The sequence below is a fragment of the Parasphingorhabdus flavimaris genome (assembly GCF_013371215.1).
Taxonomy (GTDB): Bacteria; Pseudomonadota; Alphaproteobacteria; order Sphingomonadales; family Sphingomonadaceae; genus Parasphingorhabdus; species Parasphingorhabdus flavimaris.
Genome location: NZ_JABWMH010000003.1, coordinates 136,889 through 155,115 on the forward strand (window position 1 = coordinate 136,889; position 18,227 = coordinate 155,115).

Sequence of the window (18,227 nt, forward strand, 5' to 3'; positions counted from 1 at the left end):
CTGCTCCACCGCTATCACCGGAAATCATAGACGATACGAAAACCGAACCGGCGCGGCGGTTGGGTGATCGAGAATGGCCTCGGATCTGCAAAGAAGAACGCGTTGAACACCCGCGTTTCGATGAATTCGTCCGTCACATTGTCAACAAACAGATCGAGCCGGAAATTTTCATGTTCAAGCGACGCCGTCAGGTCAAGCACCTCGTAGGATTGAACCGGGAATTGCAGATCAACATCCACACCGCTTCCCGAAAGAATATCGCCGACGTGGCGAAAATTGGCGCCCAGCGTCAGGTCACCAAAATCGCCGATCGGAATGGTCGCCCGGCCATATAGTTCGGCGGTCCATTCGGGCACGAAAGGAAAACGCTCCCCGGACCGGTCCGCCCCCACGGTATCGAGGTAGGAGCGATATGTTGCATCGGTATAGCCAACGTTGCCGCCCAGGGTGATCCAGGGCGACGGCCGGATCGCCATATCAAGTTCAAAGCCTTCCGATCGACTGCTGCCGGCATTGCCGACCGATGCCACCGGCAGATTCGGATCACCGTTGAGAAAGACGATGGTCGAAAGCTGCTGATCGGAAAGGTCGATGCGGAACAGGGCAAAATTGAAGTCCAGAATTCCGCCAAGAGACGATCCTTTCAGACCGATTTCGTAATTGTCCGAGGTTTCGGGCCCGAAGGATATATTGGTCGTGGCGCTGGCCGGGGCGAGCGGGAATCCCCCCGCCTTAAAGCCGCGAGCATAGCGCGCATAGGTCGCCAGATCGTCGGTAAGATTGGCTCTTATGGATACGGTCGGCGAAATATTGGAATCGGTCAACGACCCGCTTCCCGTTTCGCTGATCGCTACGATGCCGGGCAGGGCAAAATCCAGAACCACATCGGAATCAACGGACTCGCGGGCATAGCGCAGGCCACCTCCGATTTCGAGCCAGTCGACCGGCCGCCATTGCAGATCAGCGAAAAGCGCAAAGCCGTCGCGCGTCAAATCCTGACGCTGGGCATCGACCGTCAACCCTCCGGGAAAGGCATCAATGTCCAGCAATTGGACCGATCTGTCGGTCAGCGAGTCTTCGCGAAAGGCATAGGCACCGACCAGCCAGCTCAGCCTGTCTCCAAATCCGCCGTCGAGGCGAACTTCCTGCGAAAAGAGCGTCTGTTCGCTCTGGATATCCTGCAGATTGGGGCCGCGCTCCGGCGAACCGTCAAAATCAAATGGCAGCTCGGTGGAAATGTCGCGGAAAGCGCTGATCAGCGTTAGCGCGACATTTCCAAAATCATTCTCGATTGTCAGCGCGCCACCGATATTCTCGGTCGTTCCGTCAATCTGAAAATCGCTGCGCACGATATAGTCTTCGCTGCCGCGCGGGACGCCGGGATAGCCATCGAGGCCGCTTTTGCGAGATCCGTCAATCGCCAGATTGATGTCCAGACCGTTGTCGGGATTGTAGCGCAAGGCCAGACGGCCGGAATATCTGTCACTGGCATTTGCCGATACCGTGCGGCCCTGTCCGTTGGCCCCCGCGGCATTGGCCACCACATTGTTGCGAAGATAGCCGTTGGTGGTGGAGACATCCGCCGCAATCGAACCAAAGAAATTGTCCGATATCTGGCCAGACAGCGCAGCCTGCGCGCGCGCCGATTCGAATTCGTCGAAGGTCAGCGCCAGACGTCCGCGCGTCTCTTCATCCGGGCGGCGAAGCACGATGTTCAGGGCACCGCCTTGCGTATTGCGACCGAACAAGGTGCCTTGGGGCCCGCGCAAGACTTCCACCCTCTCCACATCCATGAAGCCGATGTCGAAAGACAGGGATGGCACGAAGGCTCCATCGACAAAGGTTCCGACCGCCGGCACCCCGGCGCCTTGCGCGCCGACCCCGCGGATCGCAATATTGAGGAAATCATTGCCCGGCGAAAGCACGTTGGAACTGAGCGACAGATTGGGAGTCCGCCCGACAAGATCCTCGACATTGTCGACCCGGTCGCGCTCCAGCGAGACGGCCGAGAAGACCTGCACGGACAACGGAGCATCGATCGCGCGCTCTTCGCGCTTTCGCGCCGTGACCACGATTGTGTTGGACGAATCGTCCGCGACGCCGCTCGCCGCTTGCGCACGCACCTCGGTGCTCGTTGCGGCAAGCGCCAGCGCACCTGTGGTCAAAAGCAATCCCAATTTCATGACTTCCCCCTATTCCGATCAAATGTGCCCGAAGGAAACAAATGATCCTATTGAAGCTATGTTAATTTAATTAACATTGGATTGTTATCTCGATTAACATTAGGATGTCAAGTCCTGACAATCGCTCACCGTTTTTTGGGCCTTCGTAGATAGAGCTTCACCATGGAACGCCATCCCCAGAAACCCGATAAACCCCTGAAAAAAATGCGTTACCACCATGGCGACTTGCGCAATGCCATCATCGATTCGGTGGCCAGATTGATCGAGGAAAAGCGAAGTCTGGCCTTCCAGCTCAAGGAAGTTGCGAAGCTGGTAGGCACATCCCAGCCCGCCATTTACCGGCATTTCGAAAATAAGGACGCCCTGTTGGTCGAAACCGCAGTTCGAGGCTACCAGCTGCAAAGAGAATTGCGGGAGCATGCCATCAAGACGACCGGCGGCACGCCATTGGCCGACATTCTGGCCATTCTGGAAGCCTATACGCTCTTTTCAATAACGCGGTCCGGCTATTTCCTGCTGATCAAGAATCTCGAAACCAACGAAATATTGGCATCCTCGACCTATCTCGAAGAGCGCAGCCGCTCCATCAAGCGCATCACCGATTTGCTGCAGGATTGCATCGAGAATGGACTTCTGGCGGAAACCGACCTCGAAATTGCCCACACCGTGCTGCAGTCGTCAGCCTATGGATTGGCCCATTTATATATAACCGGCCAGGTCGAGTTGATTACGCGCCCCGATGTTGACAATTCTATCTTATCAACCCGCATCTTCACTCTCAGTCTGGGCAGCCTTTTGTCCGAGAAGGGCAAAGCGGAATTTGCGAAAATAATCAAAAATCGCAATCCCATGGATTTTGCAAAACTGGCTGACGGAAAGATATTATCGGACATCGAAGATGAAGTCCGCTTGCGGTGATCTGCGCTACTATATTCGATGGCTGAAGCCGAGCCCTTTGCCGACAGGCTGCTTTCAGGCAGTTCGCCGGGAGAAGCGAACCTTTCCTCGGGTAGCCCATAGCCCCACGCGTCGATAAAATATCATCTTACCAAAGCGAAGATTAATTGCTCTTCAGCGGTCAAAGCCGATGAACGTCTATTGCAATATCCTGTAACTTGTATAACAATACCCTCTAACGAGGAGAATGACATGGTTTATATCTTGGGTGGCTGCCAGACGGACTTTGCCCGGAATTGGGAACGTCAGGGCGAGGATATCGCCTCGGTCTTTGCTGACACGCTTCACAAGGGTCTCGCGCAAGCCGAGCTTGATGCAGAAGATATTGAAACAGGTCACGTCGGCAATTTTGTTGCGGAGCTGTTTGCCGGACAGGGGCTGCTCGGCGGATTTTTCGGGCAGGCGCATCCGGCGCTTGATGGCCTTCCGACGGCGCGGCATGAAGCGGCCTGCGCGTCCGGCAGTGTCGCCATCCTCGCTGCCATGTCGGAGATCGAAGCCGGTCGCTATGATCTGGCCTGTGTTCTCGGGCTCGAGCAGATGCGCAATGTTCCCGGGCGTGTCGCTGCCGGTCATCTGGGCGCTGCTGCGTGGCGCGGACAGGAATATCAGGATGCGGAATATGTCTGGCCGCGATCCTTTTCGGACCTGGCCGAGGAATATGACGAACGCTATGGTCTGAAATATGAGCATCTGATGCGGATATCCGAGATCAACTTCGGCAACGCCAAGCGCAATCCCAACGCCCAGACACGCGACTGGGCCTTCACCGACAAAAGCTTCACCGCCGATGACGAAGCCAATCCGGTCATCGAAGGCCGCACCCGCAAGATGGATTGCGGGCAGGTTACCGATGGCGCTGCCGTCCTGTTTCTCGCTTCGGAAAAACGGGCCCGGCAATATGCCGACGAGCACGGCGTAACCCTGGAAAGCCTCCCGCGCATTTCTGGCTGGGGCCACCGTTCCGCACCGATTTCCTACAAGCAGAAAATCCGCAACAGCGCCGACGGGCCGTATGTTTTTCCGCAGGTCAAACGGGCGGTGGACGACGCCCGCGCCCGCGCCGGGATAGACGGCATCGACGCCATCGACATGGTCGAAACGCACGATTGTTTTGCGACCACCGAATATATGGCGATCGATCATCTCGGAATCACCGAAGCCGGCGAGTCATGGAAGGCGATCGAGGACGGCAGCATCGAAATGGGCGGCCGGATTCCGGTCAACCCGTCCGGCGGCCTCATCGGTCTGGGCCATCCGGTTGGCGCGACCGGGGTGCGCATGGTTCTCGACGCCGCCAACCAGGTCACCGAAAAGGCCGGCGATTGTCAGGTCGAAGGTGCGCGTCGCGCGCAGACGCTGAATATCGGCGGCTCCACGACCACCACCGTCAGCTTTATCGTAGAGCGCGAAGCCGCATGATCGGCAGACGCGAGCTTATCATCATGACAGCGGGCGCGGCCCTCGCCGCCTGCTCAAAAAAAATCAAAATATCTGGAGAGAGTGACATGTCGACCCGATTTGAACAGTTCAAGACCGTAATCGAATTCTGGAAAAACAAGGATATCGACGCGGTGATCGACGCGATGAGCGATGATATCGTCTGGCATTATGCCGCCGCGATCGCACCGCCGGTCAGGGGCAAGGACGAAGCCCGCGCCTTTCTCGAACGTTTTGGCGGCGCGATCGGCGAAGTCAAATGGCGCATTTTCGAGACAGCCGAAACCGCCGATCGCCTGTTTGTCGAAGGCGTCGACGAATATGTCACCAAAGACGGTGTCGCCGTCGCGGCGCCTTATGCCGGCGTCATCGAATATTCCGGAGACAAGATCAGCGGCTGGCGCGATTATGTGGACTCGGGTGTCATGAGTCACATGAAAGCGGGCAATCCCTATCCTGAACAGGTCAAAGAGCTCATCGCCCGGCCAGCCCGGTAGGCAAAAAAATCATGACCGATTTCCGAACCGCGCCGTTTCGCGACGCCGAATTCATGCCCGTTGATTTGGATGTGGACCGGCAGGACGACGGCACCATAATCTTCAAATCAAACATCCCGATGCCTGAGCGCGAGACCAATGTCGCGCGCGCCGTTTTCCAGAGTGTGGAAAATAATGCCGGCACAATCGCTCTCGCGCAGCGCGACGGGGAGGATGATTGGGAAGTCGTCAATTATATCACGCTCGGCCAGCGGATCGCTTCGCTCGCCAACTGGCTGATCGAAAATGTGCCTGCGGGACGCGCCGTTCTGGTACTGGCGGAAAATTCGATAGATTCGGCCATCGTCAAATTCGCATGCTATGCAGCCCGGGTCATCCATACGCCGGTGAGCCCGGCCTTTGCTCTGGCAACCGACTATGCGCGGCTGTCGCATGTCGCAAGGATGACCAATCCTGCATGTGTTTTCGCACCGGCGACGGCGCCATTTGTCAAAGCGGTAGAGACGGTCCTGGCGGATGACGTTGCGATATTGACCGACAAGCCGGAGCTGTTTTCGCGGCCAGCCACGGCTGTTCACGATATTTACGACATTGCCGCAACCAACGCGGTGCAGGAATCGATCAACCGGATCGATCCGGACGATGTCGCCAGCTATATGATGACATCGGGTTCCACCGGCCTGCCCAAAGTGGTCCAGCTCAGCATGACGGCCCTGGCCGCCAATACCGCCCAGACAATTGCCGCGATCGGCAAGGCGGCAGGGTGGGATGATGTCATGCTGGACTGGTTGCCCTGGCACCACGCGGCCGGCGCCTCGGTGCTGCGCTCCTGCCTGGTCGAAGGCGGCACGCTCTATATCGATGCGGGGAAACCCGCGCCGGGACTGTTCGACACATCGATCCGCAATTTGCGCGAAATCTCCGTCTGCTATTTCAACAATGTGCCATCGGGTTACGCGATGCTGGTCGCGGCGATGGAAGACGATCCCGAGCTACGCGCGAGCTTCTTCAGGAAAATGCGGCTAATGCTCTATGGCGGAGCGGGTCTGCCGCAAAATGTCTACGACCGGCTACAGGAAATGGCGGTCGCGGAGACCGGTCACCGGATTCATATGACCACCGGCTATGGCATGACCGAGACCGTCTCCGGTTGCCTGACTATCCATTTCCCGACTCAGACAGTGGGTATCGGCCTGCCGTGCCCCGACGTGACGGTAAAGCTGGTGCCGACAGATGGCCGCTATGAAGTCCGTTTGCACGGCCGCAATCTGATGAATGGCTATCTCAACGAGCCGGAGAAAAATGCAGCGGTTTTTGACGAGCAGGGCTTTTACAAGACCGGCGATCTGGCGCGACTGATCAACCCCGACAATCTCGAGGAAGGTCTCGCCTTTGCCGGTCGTCTGGCGGAAGAATTCAAATTGTCCAACGGCACGTGGGTCTATGGCGGGGAATTGCGTGACAGCTTGCTGAAGGCGCTTTCTCCCGACATCATGGATCTGGTCCTGTGCGACGCCAACCGGCCCTATCTGACGATGATGGCCTGGCCCGGCCCCAAGGCAGATGCCGACGCCGGACCGCGGATTGCCGAAAAACTGAAGGCCTTCAACGCCAATCGCAGCGGCAAGTCGGCGACCATCCAGCGCTTTGCCCTGCTCGCGACAGCGCCTGATCCCTCGGCCCAGGAAGTGTCCGACAAGGGCAGTATCAACCGGCGCGCAGTGATCGAAAACCGCGGAGACATTGTCGAGCAGCTCTACGCCGACACACCGCCCGCATCGATATTTTGCGTCGACCCGAGCAAATAAGGAATCATCATGAATCTGGTTACTATGTTGGCGATGAACGCCGCAATCCTGCTTACGCTGTTTTTTGTCCTGTGGCTGGTTTTCCAGAAAACCCGCGACGTCACGCCGATAGACAGCGTCTGGGCACTGGGAATGGTGGCGCTGGCGATCAGCAGCTTCTTTCTTGGGAGCGCGTCGGACGATCGCAAATATCTGTTGCTCGGCCTGTGCGCTGTCTGGGGCATCCGGCTCGGCGGCTATATGTTGTGGCGCTGGCGCGATCATGGGCCGGACCGTCGCTACGAAGCCATGGTCGGCAAGGCCAAGGCGAACAAGGGCTGGGGCTTTGGCCACGCAACCGCTCGGCTCGTCATCGCCCCGCAGGCACCAATGCTGTTCATCGTCTGCCTGCCGGTCCAGCTCGGGCAAGCCGGACCACCAGTCGCGCTCGGTATGCTCGCCATGGTCGGCGCTGCGCTCGCCGTCATCGGGATTATTTTCGAAACGGTCAGCGACTGGCAGCTGACGAAATTCAAGAAGAACCCGGACAATGCCGGAAAGGTCATGCAATATGGTCTGTGGCGCTACACCCGCCACCCCAATTATTTCGGCGACGCCTGTGTCTGGTGGGGCTTGTTCCTGATCGCAGCCGAAACGCCTGCCGGAATATGGTCCTTCTTCGGCCCCGCTCTGCTGACCTGGACGTTGATAAAATGGTCCGGCGCGCCGACGGTAGAAAACCGGCTGCACAAGACAAGAGAAGGTTATGCCGATTATGTGCGGCGTACGTCCGGCTTCGTGCCGATGCCGCCCAAAAGCAGCTGATCGCTATCCCCCGATAGCGGCCAGCCGCGCTTTGGCGGCGCGAAATTCGGCGTCCAGCTGATCGCCTATTGCCGCGACGGGTTCCCGGCCCTTGACGGCCTGGATACCCTGTCCCGCGGCCCACAGGTCCTTCCAGCGGGTACCGACATCGTCGCCACCATAGTTGCGGGTAGCGGGCTTGGTCAGGTCATCCAGATCATAGCCATTGGCAAGCAGGGACGGAATGAGCCAGGACGCCGGTGTGCCGGTCACGCCGGCGCTGACGATCAGATCGGTGGCGTCGCTGCTGACCACCATGTCCTTGTAGTCATCAGCCGCCATGCTCTCTTCTGCGGCGAGAAAGCGCGTGCCCATATAGACCAGGTCGGCTCCGGCCGCGACCGCGCCGGCGACGCCCGCTCCGTCGGATATTCCGCCGCCCACGCAGACAATGCCATCGAAAAATTCCCGGATCGCGGAGACAAAGGCAAAGGGTGACAATTGCCCTGTATGGCCCCCGGCGCCGGACGATACCGCCACCAGGCCATCCGCGCCTGCGGCGGCGGCTTTCCTTCCCAGAGCGATCGTCACGATATCTGCCAGGACGATCCCGCCATAGTCATGTACCACCGAAATGGCGGGTGCCGGACTGCCCAGGGCGGTGATCACGATCGGCGGCTTGTGCTTGGCCACCAGCGCAAGGTCATCTGCCAGGCGGTCATTGGTGCTATGGGTAACGAGGTTCGCCGCCCACAGGCCGTCACTGTCCCTCGTCTCCGCCACGATCTGCGTCATCCACTCGTCGAGCTGCTGCGCAGTGCGGCAATTGGGTGTGGGGAAGGCCCCGACCAGTCCGGATCGCGCTGCGGAGATGACCATTTCCGGGCCTGATACCAGAAACATCGGAGCGACAACCACCGGCAGACGCAGACGGGAAAGCAAGGGGTTCGTCATGACAGTCTCTCCACAATGATCGCTGCGCCAACACCTTGTGCGCCGGAGGCTACAACCAGTCCATATTTGCCATCTGCTGCATCCAGGGCGTCGAGCAAAGTGGATAATAATATCGCGCCAGTCGCGCCCATCGGGTGGCCCTTGGCAATATGGCCACCGCTGACGTTCACCCTGTCCATGTCCGGTTGATAGTTGCGGCGGAACAAGGCGTAAGGGACGGCGAAAGCCTCCATGAATTCGATCCGGTCGATCTGGTCGAGGGACAGTCCGGCTTGCGCCAGCACTTTGTCCATGGCGGCAAACCCAGCGGTCAAAGATTGCCGTGCATCAGCCCCTGTTTCTGCAAATGCAACGACCCGGGCACGCGGGGAGAGAAATGACTTTGCGCCGCCGATAGCGGCGAGACCCGCCCCATCCGTCATCGGCGGAGCGTTGGCGACCGACATCCGGGGATCCAGCGTCTGGCCGCTTAGCGCATGTGCATATTGTTCCGCCAATCCGCCAAAAGCCGGTGGCATGGCAGCCAGTTTTTCCGGGCTAGTCACCCGGACGGCTTCATCATGGTCGAGATTGCCGATCGTGATGCGGGAGGCCAGCAAGGCCGCGTCATTTTCCGCATTGGCCGCGCGCGACTGCGACAGATAGCTCAGGCTATCCATTTCCTCGCGGGTAACATCCTGTTCCATCGCCAGCAAATCTGCCGCAAGCGCGACCGGAATATAGCGATCCGCCGGTTCAAAGCTCTGGTCGCTGTAATAGTCCGCCCGATCCGCCATGAAGGGCACTTGCGACAGCATTTCCACGCCGCCCGCCAATGCGAGCTCGCTCTGGCCGGCTGACACCGCGGCAACCGCCTGGCCGATAGCGGTGAGACCGGATGCGCAGAAATTGTTGATCGTATGGGCGCTGCTCGTTTCGGGCAGTCTGGACGCTATTTTCGTGGTGAGCGCGATATGGCCGCCCTGCGCGCCGACCTGGCCGACACAGCCCAGCGTGAGCCGGTCGACATCGGACCGCTCGATTGCTCCGCGTTGTTCGACCGCATCGATCAGCGCACCGACCAGACCATAAGGCGTCTGCTCCGCAAGGCCGCCGTCCGGTCGCGCTTTGCCGCGTACCGAGCGGACACAGTCGCCGATGAATATATCCATGATCAAACTTTCTGTCGTTGCAGGGAAATCGAAGGCGGCTGGAACGCGAACAGACCGGCCGGCGCAGCGATGACTTCGGGAATGGCATTGATGGCAACCGCGCAGACTGCATCTGTAAGCGCGCGCGACGGGGGCTTCGAAGGATCGGATTCGGAAATATCGAGCGTCATCCTGATGTCTGGGCGGCCCTTGATATTCATGATCCAGTGTCCTTGTCGCTCGCTGTCGTGCAGACTGGGATCCGCCGTCCAGATGATCGACAACAACAGGTCCGTGCCGTTTTCGAGACGTGCGGTCCAGCGCCACTCGGTGGCGGCAACCGTGCCCTTGGCAATGGTCCCGGCCGCAACCTCGATATCGTGCGGCGCGATCGTCAGTTGATGGTCCGGCTCGATTGCCGATATTCTGCTGCCCAGATGATTGGCGCAGAAATACAGGACTTCGGAAAATAATACGCCATAGAGCCCGCTGAGCGGACCCTGGCGGATATCCTTCTCCGCGGGATCGGAACCCAGGCCCATCAGGCCGAAGACAAATTCCGGGCTTGTCATTGCCGACGCGTCGACCGTTTCAAAAATCTCGACCCTGTCCATATCCACCGACATGGCGCTGGCGGTCATCACCAGCCGCTCCGCCACCATGCCGGGGTTTACCCCTACGCCCGCGAGCGTTGCATTGCCTTTGATCGCGGCAGCGCGGAGCGGGCCAGCATAGCTTTCGCCATGCGCGTCCGGCCAGTGGAAGCCTGCGGTGGAAATAACATTCTTGCCGGATTCCAGCAGGCGGATGACATCGGGAACCAGCGCTTCATAAGGCAAAGTGATCCGCGGCATGTGGATCACGACATCTGCATTGCTATCGATAATCGCGTCTACATCGTCGGTGGCAAGGACACCGGTGGGCGCGCGCCTTGCAATATCGCCGACGTCGAGACCCCGTTTTCTGGCAGAGTAAACCAACGCTCCGACCAGTTCCATGTCAGGATGATCCATCACCATTCGCATTGCCGTGCGGCCCATCGATCCGCTCGCCCACTGGATGACCTGGATCGCTTTGCCTGTTTTCATCTATTCTGTTCCCGGAAATGTTGCACTTATCTGTTGGTATCTTTATGCAAGCTAATACGGTCACCGTCAATTGGACAGTGAAACCAATTTTGAGATGGGAGAAGGTCGCGATGTTTTTGACGCCAGACAGCCAAACCGAAGATTATCGCGCCAAGGGCTGGTGGGGCACCCGAACGGTTGACGACATGTTGCAGGATGCAATTTCCTCCCATCCGGCGAGCATGGCTTTGGTCGACCCCCTCAATCGCGAATCACTGGACGGCGTCATGCCTCGTTCGCTCAGCTGGGCTGATCTGGGAACCGAAGTCGACCGGACCGCAGCGGCGTTGCTCGCGCGGGGTCTGGAAAAGGATGACCGGCTGGTCGTGCAATTGCCGAACACGGTGGATGCGGTGATAATATTTCTCGCCGCCGCCCGGATCGGCCTCATCATCAGTCCGGTGGTGATGCAATATCGCGAGCATGAAATACGCTATATCATTGAAAAGATCGAGCCGGCAGCCTTTGTAACCATTCCGCAATTCGGTGGCTTTGATCATGACAGCCTGGGTCATAGCCTCACTGATGAACTTGCCGACGTCCAGCTGGTGATCCTGAACGGAACCGGCGAAAGCGCGCTTGATCTGGCCTCGGCCGACATTGCAGCCGTCGGGCATTATCGCGAGAACAACCCAGTCGACGCCGCCGAAATCCTGACCATCTGCTGGACCTCCGGAACCGAGTCACGGCCCAAAGGCGTGCCCCGCAACCATTGCCACTGGGTGCTCAACGCCGACGTGATCGTCGATGCTGCCGGGATGGTCGAGAGCGACGTGCTGCTCAACCCGTTCCCGCTGGTCAATATCGGCTCGATCGGTGGCCTGGTGCTGCCGTGGCTGCAGTTGCAAACCAAGCTGGTTCTGCATCATCCTTTCGATATCGCTATTTTTCTCAACCAGATCGCGGCCGAGAAAGTCAGCTACACGATCGCGCCACCCGCCGTTCTCGGTGCCTTGCTCAAGAATCCCGCGCTGCTGGAGACATTCGATATCGGGTCGCTCCGCGCGGTCGGGTCGGGCTCCGCGCCTTTGTCGCCCTGGCTGATCGAAACGTGGAAGAATGTTCACGATATCGAGATCACCAATATATTCGGATCGAACGAGGGCTCGTCGCTCTTTTCCAGTCCAGCCTTTGTCCCGGATCCCAGCGAGCGCGCGCGATTTTTTCCGCGTCTCGGCGCGAAGGGCGTTGAATGGCCGGGACGGGTGGCGGAAGTCATGCAGACACGGTTGGTCGACCCGGCGACGGGCGCGGAAATCACCGAGGCGGGTCTGGTCGGCGAGATGCGCCTTGCCGGGGGCACGATATTCAGCGGATACTGGCGTTCACCCGAACTCAACCAATCTGCCTTTGACGAGGACGGCTATTTTGCCACCGGCGATCTTTTCGAAATCGCGGGAGAGGGCGCTCTGTCGCGCTATTACCGGTTCGTCGGCCGCTCCAAGGAAATCATCGTTCGCGGCGGGGTCAATATCTCCCCCGCAGAGCTGGATGATCTGATTGTCGGGCACCCGAAGATACGCGAAGCGGCGACGGTCGGGATCGCCGATGACAAGCTGGGGGAGCGGGTCGCAGTGGCTGTGGCCCCCAATGAAGGCGAGGAAATCAGCCTGTCAGATTTGACCGCCTGGCTGAGCGAGCAGCAAATCGCGATCTTCAAGCACCCGGAGATGCTGGTGACCGTAGACCAGTTGCCCCGCAACGCGATGAACAAGGTCATGCGCGATGAATTGCGCGACATCGTGATTGCAAAGCTGGACTGAAGAAGATGCCGGGGACCCGTTGATTACGCTATGCGCAGTTAACGGGTTCCGGGCCTAGAGCTTGTCGCGCGACACCCAGGTTGAGTGGGTTCCACTGCAGATCTTGTGCGGCAATTTTATCCGGCACACCGGGCCGGCCTCGAAATTTTTTGCATCGATCAGAATACATTCAGACGTGCCGCTATTCTCGTCCATAATGAAACTCACCAGATAGCCGTCATCCTCCGACTGCGAATTGACCCGCGGAGCAAAGGGCGCTTCCGAAGCATAACGCCCGTCGTCCAGAGTGACCGTTTCGCTTTCGCCGGTCTCCAGATCATGTTTGATGAACCCGCAGAATAGAAACCATCCGGGCTTGGCGAAGGTCGAATAGACATAACGATATTTGCGACCCGAATATTGCTGGTTGATCATGCCGAATTCGACAATCCGGTCATCCAGCTGTTCTTCCGTGGTAGTGCCGTCCTTCAGGTTGAAGCGCCAGCGATGGAGCCGCGATTTGAAACTATGCTCGTCGAGATAGGCCATCAGATGCCCGTGCTCACCCGCTTCGGCAATCGGCGGCGGGGAAGGATCTTCCTGAAAATAGCCGTCCATGATGACTTCATCGCCCTCTTCATAGGCATTGAGCCAGTGCAGCACATAGGTTGGTGCCGCCTCGAACCAGCGTATTTCGGATGGATCGCCATGACGCGGGATCAGCGCAAAGCGCGAAGGCATATCATCGTGAAAGCGCACCGCATGAATGTTGCGCTTGAGCAGTTCTTCATCCCAGAAGACGGGCAAATCATTCAAAATCGACCAGTTCTCGCTGAACGTCATATCATGGGGCAAGCGCGGACCGGGCAGTTCGATCGGCACATAATGTACCAGCTTGTGATCCTTGTCGACCACGCCATAATGCATATAGGGCGCAAATTTCGAATAGTTGAAAAACATCATCTCGCCGGTATTTTCATCGACGCGAGGGTGCGCGGAAATGCCGTCGATCGGGACCCAGGGGGCCAGCCCTTCCGGCTCCAGTGTCTCGGGATTGAGCACATAGCCTTCGCCGCACTGGTAGAAAGTCGAAATGGCCTTGCCGGCATGAACCACGATATCGGTGCTGGAACTGTCCTTCAACGATCCGTGCGCGCCGAACCCCGGCCTCAGTGAAGTGCCCGGGCCATCCATCAGGCCGCCCCAGAGTGACTGTTCCGCTGACTGCTCGGCGTCGAAACAGCGTGTCTTGACGAACCGGTTGCGGTAATTGGCCTTGCCGTTCTGGAAGCTGATCTGGTGGATCATCCCGTCGCCGTCAAACGGATGATGGCGACCCAGGGGCTGGTGGATCTGGTTTTCGGTATTGCGCAGATAGATGCCGTCAATGTCGTCGGGAATGGCGCCCTCGATAACCTCCAGATCGGTTGCATCGACTTCCTCCATCAGCGGCGTCCACGCTCCATTGAGATAGGGGTGGTTGCTGGGTTGCAAGGTCGATTTAATCGGAGGCAGCTTGTCTACTTTCATCATCATTCCCGTTTATCACATTTACATTTTCGGCGTCTCTCGCGCCCTGATTGCGCAACAGCGATTCGTCTGACTATTTCCTTGACTCGATCATTCGAATATCGCAGGCCTCACTTTTATAACAATACCTACTGGAGGATTTTATGAAGTTTCGCAAGATATTTTTGCCCGTTTTGATGGGATTGTCACCTCTTGCCGTGTCGCCGGCCAGCGCTGCAGACACGGCGCCAGAAGGCGCCACCTCCGAAGATTCCCACCATGATATGAACAAGGATCAGGCCGCCATGCAACAGGACCCCAAAATCGCCGTCGTCCAGGAAATGATTACCGCATGGAACGAAAAGCAATGGAGCAAGGTCGGCGATCTGTTCACCGAAGATGGCGTGCTTCACTCGATGATGCTTGATCCGATCGTCGGCCGCGAGCCGATCCGCGAGCGGATCATCGGCCTTGGAGAAGGCATTGAGGAAATCACTCTGCATATCCACAATATCGGTCGCATCGGCGATGTGGTCGTGATCGAGCGGACCGACGAGTTCATCTATAAAGGCCACAAGGGCAAGGTGCCGGTCGTTGGCATTCTGGAAGTCGAAGGCGACAAGGTCAGCGTTTGGCGGGAATATTATGATCGCGCCGAGCTGATCGAGGCATTGGGCCTGACTGCCGATTTTGATCCGTCAGCGTGAGTGAAACAGAGCAGCTCGCTCCTACTGCAGCGATAGAAGCGAGTGCCGCCGGGATAGGTGAGGGTGAACCTCCCTATCCCGGCGCGGCTCTGTCCTGGGGCATCGTGGCGATGCTTTTCATCGCCTATATTTTCTCGTTCATAGACCGGATGCTGATCGGTCTTCTGGTCGAACCGATCAAGAAAGACCTGCTGCTGACGGACACCCAGATCAGCCTCTTGCAGGGACTCGCCTTCGCGCTTTTCTATACGATCGCAGGCATCCCGATTGGCCGCTGGATTGACCGCGCACCGAGAATGCGGGTCGTCGCTATTGGCATTACCATATGGAGCGGGATGACCGCCCTGTGCGCCACCGTCACAAATTTCTCCCAATTTTTCCTCGCCCGCATGGGCGTCGGTGTGGGCGAGGCCGTGCTGTCACCGGCCGCCTATTCTATAATCTCGGACAGCTTCCCGAAGAGCCGGCTCGGCCTCGCCATGGGTGTCTACGGTCTGGGCTCCGCAATCGGGGCCGGCATGGCGTTCATGATCGGCGCAGTGGTCATCGCCGCCGTCGCCAACGCGGAGACGGTTACGGTTCCGTTGCTCGGCGTCATCAAGGGGTGGCAAGTCGCATTTCTTGTCGCTGGCCTGCCCGGCCTGCTTATCGCCCTCGCTTTCGTGCTGCTGCCAGAGCCGGTGCGACGGATCACCAAGGGGGAAGAGCATCTCACCGGCCAGGTGCCGATGTCCGCCGTTACCCGTCACCTGAAAGACAATAAGGTCTATTTCTGGAGCATTTTTCTTGCGGTCGGCATGGTCAATCTCTCCGTTCTCGGGTCCATTTCATGGCTGCCGGTCATGATGGTCCGTTCGTTCGGCATGGAATTGGCGAATGCAGGCTGGCTTTCGGGATCGCTGTTGATTGTTGGCGGCCTGCTCGGGATGGTCGGCGGCGGCGCGCTTATGGACAGGCTTGGCGGCGGCTCACCCGAATCGCGGCTGAAATTCTGTGCGTGGGCAACGGTGGTCGGAATATTCGGGGCGGTGGCATTCCCGCTGCTCGAAAACACCATTCTCATGTCGGTCGCGTTCGTGATATTCTTTACCGCAGCGGCAGTAGCTGTCGGCGCTGCGCCATCGGTTATCCAGCAGCTCGCCCCGAACCGGATGCGGGCGACTATTTCTGCAGCCTATGTGTTCGTGATCAACATCATCGGACTGGGTGCAGGACCGACATTGACGGCGGTGATCGGCGACAATTTCTTCCCGTTCGAGTCGGGTATCCGTTACGCGATCGCGATTGTTGCCCCCTTTGGCTATGTCGTCGGTGCGATATTATTCTTTGTCGCGGCAAACAGCGTGCGCTCCCACAAAATCTAGGCCGGACTACCGACGCGAGACTTCAAGTGGCCAAGCTGGCGCGCAAGCCCGAATGGACAAATGACTAAAGGTGCGCCTATAATAAAGTATGGAAAAGAAACTCATTCGGTCCTGTTCAATATGGCGCGCGCTCGAGGTGGTTGGCGACGTACCTATTCTTCTGATTTTGGAAGCCAGTTGGCTGGGCGGCAAAAGATTTGACGAATTTCGCCGCCGCACAGGATTGTTGAAAGCCCTGCTTTCCGATCGCCTGGGGCGACTCGTGACGGGCGGTTTGATGGAAAAGAAGCTCTATTGCGATAGTCCGCCGCGCTACGAATATCTGATGACCACGAAAGGTCAGGACCTCTACTGGACCGCGCTGATGCTCCTCCGCTGGGAAAAAAAATGGCAGGTCAAGGACAAGATCAATGTGGAATTGATCCACAAGACCTGCGGCAAAATGTTCGACCCGGTTCCGGCCTGCGGGCATTGCAGCGAAGAGATTGATCCGACCCGGGTCGCGTGGAGCGAAGGCCCGGGGCTGGGCTGGATGAAACCGCTATACAGCCGTCGCCGGAAAACCCGGGAGAGTACGGGCGATACGACATCGCTCATGGATCAGGCGGCGCAGATCATGGGCGACCGTTGGGGCAGCCTGATCATGCGATCCATCTATACCGGGGTGAACCGATTTGATGATATCCGCGCCGACACCGCGATCGCAACCAACATATTGTCGGAGCGTCTGACGTGGCTCACCGATATGGGGATGATCAGACAGAGCCAGTATAACAGCAATCCTCCGCGCTACGAATATCGGCTGCGCCGCAAGGGTGTGGATTATTATCACGCGCTGCTCATGCTGATGCAATGGGGGGACAAATATTTCGTCGCGCCCGAAGGGCCTCCGCTGCTTTTGACCCACGAGGAATGTGGCCACGATCTGGATCCGCAAGTCGTCTGTTCGGAATGCAAGGAACATATCTCTTTCCAGGACGTCAGCTACCGGATTATCGACCGCCGTCCAATGTCGGAGAATGATTCAGAGCCTGTCCCGGTGTCGCGGACGGCTTCCTGAAAACTGGCCCACCCCGAAATATAAACTTTCATTACCATACCTTCTCGGCTAGTCGATAGAAAAGCCGGAGAGGGATTATGACGAAACAGCGAACTGCCTTGGTAACAGGTGCCGGAAAAGGTCTGGGCGCGGCATTCGCCCGCGGGCTGGCTGCGGATGGCAGCGCGGTGATGGTCAACAATCGCAGCCATGATGGCCAGCCAAGCTCGGCCAAACAGATAGCCGACAGCCTGACCGCAAGGGGTTTCACGGCGAGCCATGACAACCATGCCGTCGACGGCAATGGCGCAGCCGATGCAATCATCGGTCATGCGGTCGAGACATGGGGCGGACTGGATATATTGGTCCTCAATGCCGGGATCACCGGGCCTGCGGCGAAAGTCGGAGCGCTGACCGATGCCGATATCAGAGCCGTGATGGAGATAAATTTCCACGCCAATACCGCGCTGGTCGACGCCGCCTTGCCTCATCTGATCGCCTCGCCTGCCGGTCGCATTGTGTTCATCGCATCTTCCGCGGGACTCTATGGCGTGCGAGGGCGTGCTTCCTATGCCGCATCCAAGGGGGCGTTGATCGCTTATGCGCGGACGCTCGCCGACGAGCTGGCCCGGACTTCTGTGCGGGTGAACATATTGGCGCCTTATGCCGCAACCAATATGACCGCCGGCCAGGGCGAGGAGCTGAATGACGTGCTCCATCCTGACAAGGCGGCAGCCGCCGCCGTCTGGCTCAGCCGGCCGGAATGCCAGCGGACCGGCGAAATCTGGATAGCGGGCGGCGACTATTTCTGCCGTGCCGCAGCCACCGAGAGCACCGGTGGTGGCGCTCCCGATGCCACAGCGGACTGGTTCGGCGAAAATGTCGAGCAACTGTCAGCAATAGGAAATGGCCGGGAACATTCCGGCGCAGAGGCGGCGTTCGGCGATTTTTTCGATCGCCTGAAAAATATTTCAACAGAATGAAGGA

15 protein-coding genes are annotated in these 18,227 nt (G+C 58.4%); 10 read left to right on the forward strand and 5 right to left on the reverse strand.

The window, feature by feature from the left end:
* Window positions 1-14 precede the first annotated feature (14 nt).
* The gene (locus HUO14_RS09520; protein ID WP_176279677.1) at window positions 15-2,183 is read right to left on the reverse strand and encodes a TonB-dependent receptor; all 2,169 of its coding nucleotides are present in this window, start codon (window positions 2,181-2,183) and stop codon (window positions 15-17) included.
* Window positions 2,184-2,345: 162 nt separating this feature from the next.
* Here HUO14_RS09520 and HUO14_RS09525 point away from each other — a divergent pair, with 162 nt between their 5' ends.
* From HUO14_RS09525 to HUO14_RS09545, 5 genes are all read left to right on the forward strand, one after another.
* Complete coding sequence (locus HUO14_RS09525) at window positions 2,346-3,101, forward strand: TetR/AcrR family transcriptional regulator (protein WP_176279678.1); 756 nt, start codon at window positions 2,346-2,348, stop codon at window positions 3,099-3,101.
* 231 nt (window positions 3,102-3,332) lie between these two features.
* The gene (locus HUO14_RS09530; RefSeq protein WP_176279679.1) at window positions 3,333-4,562 is read left to right on the forward strand and encodes an acetyl-CoA acetyltransferase; all 1,230 of its coding nucleotides are present in this window, start codon (window positions 3,333-3,335) and stop codon (window positions 4,560-4,562) included.
* Window positions 4,563-4,648: 86 nt separating this feature from the next.
* Window positions 4,649-5,077 (forward strand): nuclear transport factor 2 family protein, encoded by a 429-nt coding sequence (locus HUO14_RS09535; RefSeq protein WP_176279680.1) that lies wholly within the window; start codon window positions 4,649-4,651, stop codon window positions 5,075-5,077.
* Window positions 5,078-5,088: 11 nt separating this feature from the next.
* The gene (locus tag HUO14_RS09540; RefSeq protein WP_176279681.1) at window positions 5,089-6,885 is read left to right on the forward strand and encodes an AMP-binding protein; all 1,797 of its coding nucleotides are present in this window, start codon (window positions 5,089-5,091) and stop codon (window positions 6,883-6,885) included.
* 9 nt (window positions 6,886-6,894) lie between these two features.
* Window positions 6,895-7,689 (forward strand): DUF1295 domain-containing protein, encoded by a 795-nt coding sequence (locus HUO14_RS09545; RefSeq protein ID WP_176279682.1) that lies wholly within the window; start codon window positions 6,895-6,897, stop codon window positions 7,687-7,689.
* Between the two features lie 3 nt (window positions 7,690-7,692).
* On the opposite strand, the gene HUO14_RS09550 is transcribed toward HUO14_RS09545, so the two are convergent.
* The 3 genes from HUO14_RS09550 to HUO14_RS09560 are packed head-to-tail and all read right to left on the reverse strand — an operon-like array spanning window position 7,693 to window position 10,840.
* Entirely contained in the window at window positions 7,693-8,622 is a 930-nt protein-coding gene (locus HUO14_RS09550; protein ID WP_176279683.1) for an NAD(P)H-dependent flavin oxidoreductase, read from the reverse strand.
* Entirely contained in the window at window positions 8,619-9,773 is a 1,155-nt protein-coding gene (locus HUO14_RS09555) for an acetyl-CoA C-acyltransferase (protein ID WP_176279684.1), read from the reverse strand. Before HUO14_RS09555 ends, HUO14_RS09550 begins: the two co-directional genes overlap by 4 nt.
* Window positions 9,774-9,775: 2 nt before the next feature.
* Window positions 9,776-10,840, reverse strand: a complete 1,065-nt coding sequence (locus HUO14_RS09560) for an NAD(P)H-dependent amine dehydrogenase family protein (protein WP_176279685.1) — start codon at window positions 10,838-10,840, stop codon at window positions 9,776-9,778.
* Window positions 10,841-10,950: 110 nt separating this feature from the next.
* On the opposite strand from HUO14_RS09560, the gene HUO14_RS09565 reads away from it, so the two are divergent.
* Window positions 10,951-12,642 carry a class I adenylate-forming enzyme family protein gene (locus tag HUO14_RS09565; protein WP_176279686.1) on the forward strand — a complete coding sequence of 564 codons (1,692 nt, stop codon included), beginning with the start codon at window positions 10,951-10,953 and terminating at the stop codon, window positions 12,640-12,642.
* A gap of 54 nt (window positions 12,643-12,696) precedes the next feature.
* Here HUO14_RS09565 and HUO14_RS09570 read toward each other — a convergent pair whose 3' ends face one another.
* A complete protein-coding gene (locus tag HUO14_RS09570) occupies window positions 12,697-14,157 on the reverse strand; it encodes a carotenoid oxygenase family protein (RefSeq protein ID WP_246255479.1) in 1,461 nt (486 codons plus the stop codon).
* 137 nt (window positions 14,158-14,294) lie between these two features.
* Between HUO14_RS09570 and HUO14_RS09575 the strand changes: the two genes are divergently transcribed.
* The 4 genes from HUO14_RS09575 (at window position 14,295) to HUO14_RS09590 (ending at window position 18,223) form a co-directional block, all read left to right on the forward strand.
* Window positions 14,295-14,837, forward strand: coding sequence for a nuclear transport factor 2 family protein (locus HUO14_RS09575; RefSeq protein WP_217907987.1), 543 nt, complete (start codon window positions 14,295-14,297; stop codon window positions 14,835-14,837).
* Window positions 14,834-16,201 (forward strand): MFS transporter, encoded by a 1,368-nt coding sequence (locus tag HUO14_RS09580; protein ID WP_176279687.1) that lies wholly within the window; start codon window positions 14,834-14,836, stop codon window positions 16,199-16,201. The genes HUO14_RS09575 and HUO14_RS09580 overlap by 4 nt, the downstream gene beginning before the upstream one ends.
* A gap of 88 nt (window positions 16,202-16,289) precedes the next feature.
* Window positions 16,290-17,261, forward strand: a complete 972-nt coding sequence (locus HUO14_RS09585) for a winged helix-turn-helix transcriptional regulator (RefSeq protein WP_176279688.1) — start codon at window positions 16,290-16,292, stop codon at window positions 17,259-17,261.
* Between the two features lie 77 nt (window positions 17,262-17,338).
* Window positions 17,339-18,223: an SDR family NAD(P)-dependent oxidoreductase gene (locus HUO14_RS09590; protein ID WP_176279689.1), complete on the forward strand. Its 885-nt coding sequence runs from the start codon at window positions 17,339-17,341 to the stop codon at window positions 18,221-18,223.
* Window positions 18,224-18,227: the final 4 nt, after the last annotated feature.